Below are 6,666 nucleotides of genomic sequence, written 5' to 3'. Positions count from 1 at the left end.
AAGGGCCATTTAATTGAATAAGGCTTATTTAACTGACTGAAGCAGATTGAAAAAAATGTATATTACGGCAGTACAGCAAATAAAGTAAGAATAACATTGGATGGTGATCAATTATAAGGAATGTGCAAATGGATAACTTATCTACTCTAAGTAAACAATTGCATATCTCGAAGAAATGCTGCTAAAAACGTAAATTCGAAAATCTGAAGAGTAATTCTCAAACATAATGGCTAAAGATTTTTTATTTGGGATTTCGGGCAGCGGTTGGTTCAGAAAAGGTATCGTGAATGATGAGTTAAAAACAAGAAAGAGTTAGCATCACTCTTAGACTAGATATAATTTCATGGTGCCTAACACATTTACTTTTGCTGCGGAAACCTTATTTTAGATTTTAAAGAAAAATGAAAACAGGGAGAGGAAGAAGTATGAAAGTCAATAAAGTTTCAGAGAATATTTGGAGCTTAAAAACCTGGATTATTATCCCTATTCATGTGTGGGTCATTGTTGATGGCAATGGGGTAACACTAGTAGATGCTGGAATACCGAAGATGGCAAAAGGCATTATGAATTTTATTAAAGAACTGGACGCCGGCCCTTTGCAAAGAATCTTATTAACTCATGGTCATCCTGATCATGTTGGTGCTATAAAAACTATTTTATCAGTAACAAAAGTACCCGTATATGCACACCGAATTGAAATTCCATATATGGAAGGTGAGCTTCCTTATCCGAAACGAAAAAAAGCTAAACAGACGGTATCTAAACAATTAATCCAAGCGCTTCAAGAAGATGGACAAGGCAATTTGAATTTGATTGGCGGGATAAAGCCTTATCTGACTCCTGGGCATTCTCCTGGACATGTTGTCTATTACCACGAAAAGGATCAAGTGTTAATCGCAGGCGACCTCTTTACCTCCAAAAAGGGGAAGATCCATCAACCAATCTCAATGTTTACTTCGAATATGCATGAGGCAGTGAGAAGCAGCACTATCGTTGGAGAATTAAAGACCATTAGGTTAGAGGTTTGCCACGGGCACCCTGTGTTCCATCCGGCAAACCATCTGGAGGAATACATTCAAAAAATGGAGAAGTTGTTTTTGGGGAAATCATGAATTCTGGATTCATGGGAAGACTAGTTGTAGATTATATAAGGTGGACAAAGCTGCAGCTATCCATAATTCTACAATCAGCAGTCCACACATTGTAGAGTGTGTGTCGCAACTCATTTTAAAGAAAGACAACTAACCCACTGAGCGTTGCCTTTTTACGTTTCCACAAACTTAGATACTTCTTTTCCCATTGTGGTCTCCTAATGGTTATATCTATTTCTTCTATATTATCTGGTATTGAATGGTATTAACTCAATTGCCTTTTGTGGATATGTGATTCAATATGATTATTTAATCTTTATGGAATAAATCATTATTGAGATGCTTTTCTCTTCTTATCTGCAATTCTCTGATAGTGAAGAATAATTTCGCTTGCTTCTTTAGGTCCTTTCATTGCGTACTCAGCATGTTCCTTTGAAATTTCAATATTAGCAAAATGTGCAACTATTCCACCGTCGTCAAAAATCAAATAGAATTTTTCATTTTCCTTACAAATTTCAATCCCATAATCGAAAAAAATTCTTTCCATAGGTATACTCCTATTTAAATATTTCATTAACAATTATTATATCAAGTTTTTTAAAAGACATGGTTTAGTCGGTAAAAGAAATCTTCCGCAATCGGGAGCTTTAAGGAAACAAGGTAAGCCCCTTTTTTATGGAATAATGAATGAGTAAACACCAGATAGATAACTGTAGCTTTAAAATAAAGTTTAATCAAAAAATCATTAACAATCCCATATTCTACAGCACAAAAGAGGAATCTATTTTGAAAAAAGATTGGGCTGTTGATCAAACTAAAAAGCCTCATTTATAGACACAGAATATAGTGGATAAAAAAGAAGATGAACACTACATTTTGTAGGGATCCATCTTCTTTTTCGTTTGAAGGGGCATTTGTCAACAGCCCCTTGAGCTGTTCATTATGTGTGTAACATCTTAAATCTTAATATCAATCTTCGCATTTTTCTTTAGCTCTTCAACCTGCTGAGCGAGTTTTTCTTGCTGTTTTTGCTGTTGAAGAGATTGTTCGATTTGTGGTTTTACTTCTTCAAGCTTTGGAACTTCTTGTCCAGTACTCTTTCCTTGTTCCGCATATTGATCAAACGTTTTTTGAATTTCTTCATCGGTTATTTCACCAGCTGGCACTTCTTTCTCAATGTACTGTTTAAGTTTAATACCGTCAGCTATTTGAGTTTCAAGTGTTTTCATATCCATGCCGGATTTTTTAAGAGCGGCTTCGAATTCTTTTTCTGTTTTAAACTGTTTTTTTATTTCGTCCAGCTGCTTATTAATATCTGCCTCTGAAACTTTATAGCTTTTTTTATCTACCTCTTGAAGAAGAAGAGTTTGTCCGACTAAGCTGTCAATTGTTTGGTTTTTCGCTTGCTCTGCAGCTTCTTTAGAAGTCGGATCTTGTCCCATTTGCTGCATTTGTCCTTGTATAGATGCTAAAGCGGTATTATACTCGCTTCCTAAAATTTCTTTATCATTCACTATGGCAACAGTTTTCTTTTCATCTATTTGCTGTGCTTCTAATTTCTTTTGCATTTCTTTCATTAGCTTTTGCTGTTCCTTCTGCTGATCGGTTTCCACTGTTTTTGCTTTATCATCATTTTTAGCTTCTGTACTTTCTTCATTTCCTCCGCATGCCACTAAAACAACTGCCATTAGACCGGTTATTAATGTAAACATCATTTTTTTCATAATCGATCTCCTTCCTTAAGCTAGAAGTATAATTTTCCCTAAAAAAATCATCTAGTGCGCATTATAAAGTTAATCCTATGAAAAAGAAACAGTATGTGCTCTTTTTTAATATTTATTACAGGATTGAAACATTTGATAATGATAATGAATGCCTGTAAAAAAGCAAATTTGAATTTTAGAACATTTCTAGTATTAACATTAGGAACTTAATTTTGAATGTTGTTCTCATTAAAATAGGAACTGCAGTTGGAGGATCATGGGAAACAATTGTGGGTTATATGGATATATATTCAAATTTGACTTATGTAGTGTTGACATTACTATTTATGGTGTTTGTTGTTTTATTTATTAGAAAAAGAATGATATTAAATAAATATTCTCTTATTTAGAAGAATTTCCTTCCATAATTCAGCATAAGCTATCTTCAACAATCGGGCGCGTTTATTTAGGAATGCTCCCGATTTTTTTATTGGAAAAGGTTTCCGAAGAAGGAATAATTATAAACCAAGATGTAATTATTTAAGATATGGGTTTTTTATAAGAGAAAGGTGGATTCTTTATGAGATATATTTTGGAAAGGACTTATGCAATGGAATTACTTGAGTGGGCATATCAACAAAACCCGGGTCCATGGTTTGATCATTCAATTAATGTTGCAAGAGCTACTGAAAGTATTATCTCCCAGCTAATTAATAAAGGGTACAATCTTGATATAAATTTGGCATATAATGCTGCTCTTCTGCACGATATAGGTAGATATAAAGGTTTTACAAAATCTGTAATTCACTCTTATGATGGTTATATTTATATGAATGATTTGGGATATAAGGGAAATGCAATTATTTGTGTCACGCATTCATTTCCTTGTAAGAATGAACATCTAGAGATTGCTGCAGATTGGAGTCTTGTTCCTGATCATATGGAAAGTCTGTTAGTTGAAATATTGAATGAGCACAGTGATTATGATTTATATAATAAAGTTATTACCCTTTGTGACGCTATCGCTGATGCAGACGGCTTTACTACTCTTGAAAAAAGATTGATTTCAGTTGGTTTACGTCACGGAACAACCTCCCACACCTCATTACATTGGAAGGGATTTTATGCAATTAAGAAAGAGTTAGAAGCTTTAATTATTGGTTATTCACTGTTTTTTCTAACTCCTTTATTTCTAGCAGATGTACAAAAACTCCCTGCTAGCTTGATTGGATTTGCGATGGTACCCGCTGCTGCTGCATCGGCCATATTGAATAGACAAGGTGGAAAGCTTACGGATTCGAAGGGAACATCCTATTTATTCTTTCTTGCATCAAGTTTATTAATAGTATGTTTTTTCCTGCTTTCAACTTTAATCGGTTCGAGTGCATGGTTCATTGCGCTATTTCTAATCTTGGGCAATGTCGGCCAATCGTTTATGATGATTGTCATGTCTAAATCGATCTCAATAACATTGCCAAAGGAGCATGCAGGTGTTGGAATGGGCCTGCTAATGATGCAAAATTTCATTTCAGGCTCTATTGCAATCGGGATATACGGGAGAGCTATTGATATTGAAGCAAGTAGTTCGTGGAATCCATTTCTACAGTCATCAATGGGTGCTATATACAGTAATATTTTCTTTGTATTGGTTACCTTACATGTTGTTATTCTGATTGTTTACAAGTTAAAGATGCAAAAAAAATATAAAATCCTTAATGATTAATTCCTCATAATTAATACTGGCATATGCATGTTGAAAAGAAAGGAATTGAAGGCACAAAGTTACGTTCTAGCGAAATGCCAGGGAGTGTTGGTTCAAGAAGCTTATTTACATCTGTCTTAAATTTTGTCATTCCATAAAAGGGGGCAATTCCATAATAAGAATTACGCATTTTCTTTTGGAAAAGGGTCAGATTGTAGAGGAAAACTACCGAAAATAAATAAATGATAAATAACAACGAATATCTTTATTTAATTTAACAATTGGATATATATGTTATAATTGTAGAGAAGATTTCGAATAGTCAGTTCCAAGTTAACATTAGCATTTATTGAAGAAGGAGTGCAAATCAAAAGTAAATAAAATTAGAAAGATTCACAAGGGTGGAGATTATGGAACAATGGCTAGATGTTCAAACACTTATCTGGTTATTTCCGATTATGTTTGTCATTCATGATTTTGAGGAAATTATTATGGTTGAAAAGTGGATGAAAAAAAACTCAAATGTCATTTATGAAAGATTACCAAGAAAAATGGCTGACAGGGTAATCAAACAATTTTCCATGACGACAGCACAATTCGCAGTAGCAGTTTTATTTATATTCTTATTCGTAAGCAGTTCAACAATTATGGCAAACCAATTTGTGATTCAAGGATCACTTGCTAATATTTATTTTTTTACAATTATCACATTGACTTTTTTTTTGCATTCCTTTACTCATATTGGCCAATCTATATTTCTTCGTTCCATTACTCCTGGTTCATTGACATCAATGATTATCATAATTCCATATAGTTTAGTTTTGTATAACACATTATTATTAAATGGGATTCTAACATGGAAAATTATTTTTGCATGCTTGCCATTTGTCCTATTAATAATTCCTATTGCTTTAGTTGCTCATTGGATAGGAAAAAAAGCAGTATAAAAGTTCAATATACTGCTCTTTCGCTAAAGTAATTGTTACACGATCTTCCATAAAAGGGCGCGTCTATTTAGGAATTCGTCTTTTATTTAAGAGGGCCAGATTATGGAAGATCTTTTGAAGATAAGCTGCCCGATAGTTTAGTAACTTCATAAAAAAAGCGTTAATCCTTCTACGATTAGCGCCACTGTTTATTTAATTATATTTTTTCACAGTCTGTTTACCTTCTAATCTTGAAACCTAGCTTAAGTTTAATTCATGAATAATCTAATGGTACTTATATTTTTATCTATCTTGATTTTCATAGTATGCTTCATCTGCATATTTCTGGTCTGTTCCTTTAAGATAAGCTAAGATCATTTTCGGACGTTTAAGTAAAACCCAGTCTCCATGTTTATCAAACTTTCTGCTTGAAGTTATCATCCCATTTTGAATCGTCCCGTATTTTTTTCCCTTCTTTTTTCCCCACACTTTTAAACGTTTAGCGAAATCTGCATCTTCTGCCATAAGCATATTTTCATTAAATCCCTTAATCGAATTAAAATCCTTTTTGTAGCACCAGAAGATTCCCACGGAAATTGCTCCATATTTAAATAATAGTGGCCCAATTAGTAATAAGGTTGAAACAAAAATACCTAAAGACATTCTTTCAAATTTCCCTGTAACTCCCCCGCCAATGTACTTTCCAGTGGCTAAGTTCTCCTCTACCTTAGACAACACATGTTCGTTCATCTGTGTATCTGCATCAATTGTAACGATGATTTCACCTCTAGCTATTTCAACACCTGCGTTCCTAATCTTAGAAAGGTTTTTGTCGTTATTCTTTATTGTGATACATTTATACGATTTTGCAATTTCTTCTGTCCTGTCTGTACATCGATTTAACACAACAATGATTTCAACTTGATTATTAAATAATTTAGAGGCTTTAGAAATGGATTCTAAGCATTTTCCAATGTACTTTTCTTCATTATGAGCGGGTATAATAATTGAAAATTTTATTTCCTCTTTATTTGTATCTTCTGAAGAGTTCTCCTTTTCGATCATGAAATAGCTCCCCCTATAAATGAAACAATTTATAATTCTTTAACTGTAACTTGAAACTACCAAGAGTGAATGATGTTTAATATCCAAAATTCACCTCATGATATTGAAGCCAAAACAAACACCCTCCCTATTATGAATATTATCACTATTACCAAATGTTTGAATCATATTAATTTAAT

At 33.3% G+C, this 6,666-nt stretch carries 6 protein-coding genes; 3 read left to right on the top strand and 3 right to left on the bottom strand.

Going from position 1 to position 6,666, the window contains the following annotated elements:
* The first annotated feature begins 425 nt into the window (after window positions 1-425).
* Window positions 426-1,112, top strand: a complete 687-nt coding sequence (locus V7149_RS06785; protein ID WP_335344888.1) for an MBL fold metallo-hydrolase — start codon at window positions 426-428, stop codon at window positions 1,110-1,112.
* 310 nt (window positions 1,113-1,422) lie between these two features.
* On the opposite strand, the gene V7149_RS06780 is transcribed toward V7149_RS06785, so the two are convergent.
* Together V7149_RS06780 and V7149_RS06775 are read right to left on the bottom strand one after the other, a co-directional pair.
* Complete coding sequence (locus V7149_RS06780) at window positions 1,423-1,638, bottom strand: hypothetical protein (RefSeq protein WP_335344887.1); 216 nt, start codon at window positions 1,636-1,638, stop codon at window positions 1,423-1,425.
* 409 nt (window positions 1,639-2,047) lie between these two features.
* On the bottom strand, window positions 2,048-2,815 hold the full coding sequence (locus tag V7149_RS06775) for a SurA N-terminal domain-containing protein (RefSeq protein ID WP_335344886.1): 768 nt from the start codon (window positions 2,813-2,815) through the stop codon (window positions 2,048-2,050).
* 559 nt (window positions 2,816-3,374) lie between these two features.
* On the opposite strand from V7149_RS06775, the gene V7149_RS06770 reads away from it, so the two are divergent.
* A complete protein-coding gene (locus V7149_RS06770; protein ID WP_335344885.1) occupies window positions 3,375-4,517 on the top strand; it encodes an MFS transporter in 1,143 nt (380 codons plus the stop codon).
* Between the two features lie 389 nt (window positions 4,518-4,906).
* Window positions 4,907-5,443, top strand: coding sequence for an HXXEE domain-containing protein (locus V7149_RS06765; RefSeq protein ID WP_335344884.1), 537 nt, complete (start codon window positions 4,907-4,909; stop codon window positions 5,441-5,443).
* 282 nt (window positions 5,444-5,725) lie between these two features.
* Here V7149_RS06765 and V7149_RS06760 read toward each other — a convergent pair whose 3' ends face one another.
* Window positions 5,726-6,487: a glycosyltransferase gene (locus tag V7149_RS06760; RefSeq protein WP_335344883.1), complete on the bottom strand. Its 762-nt coding sequence runs from the start codon at window positions 6,485-6,487 to the stop codon at window positions 5,726-5,728.
* Between the last annotated feature and the right edge of the window lie 179 nt (window positions 6,488-6,666).

It is taken from the genome of Bacillus sp. JJ1503 (genome assembly GCF_036965125.1).
In the GTDB taxonomy this organism is placed as follows: domain Bacteria; phylum Bacillota; class Bacilli; order Bacillales; family Cytobacillaceae; genus Cytobacillus.
This window is presented reverse-complemented; position numbering and strand designations above follow the sequence as displayed.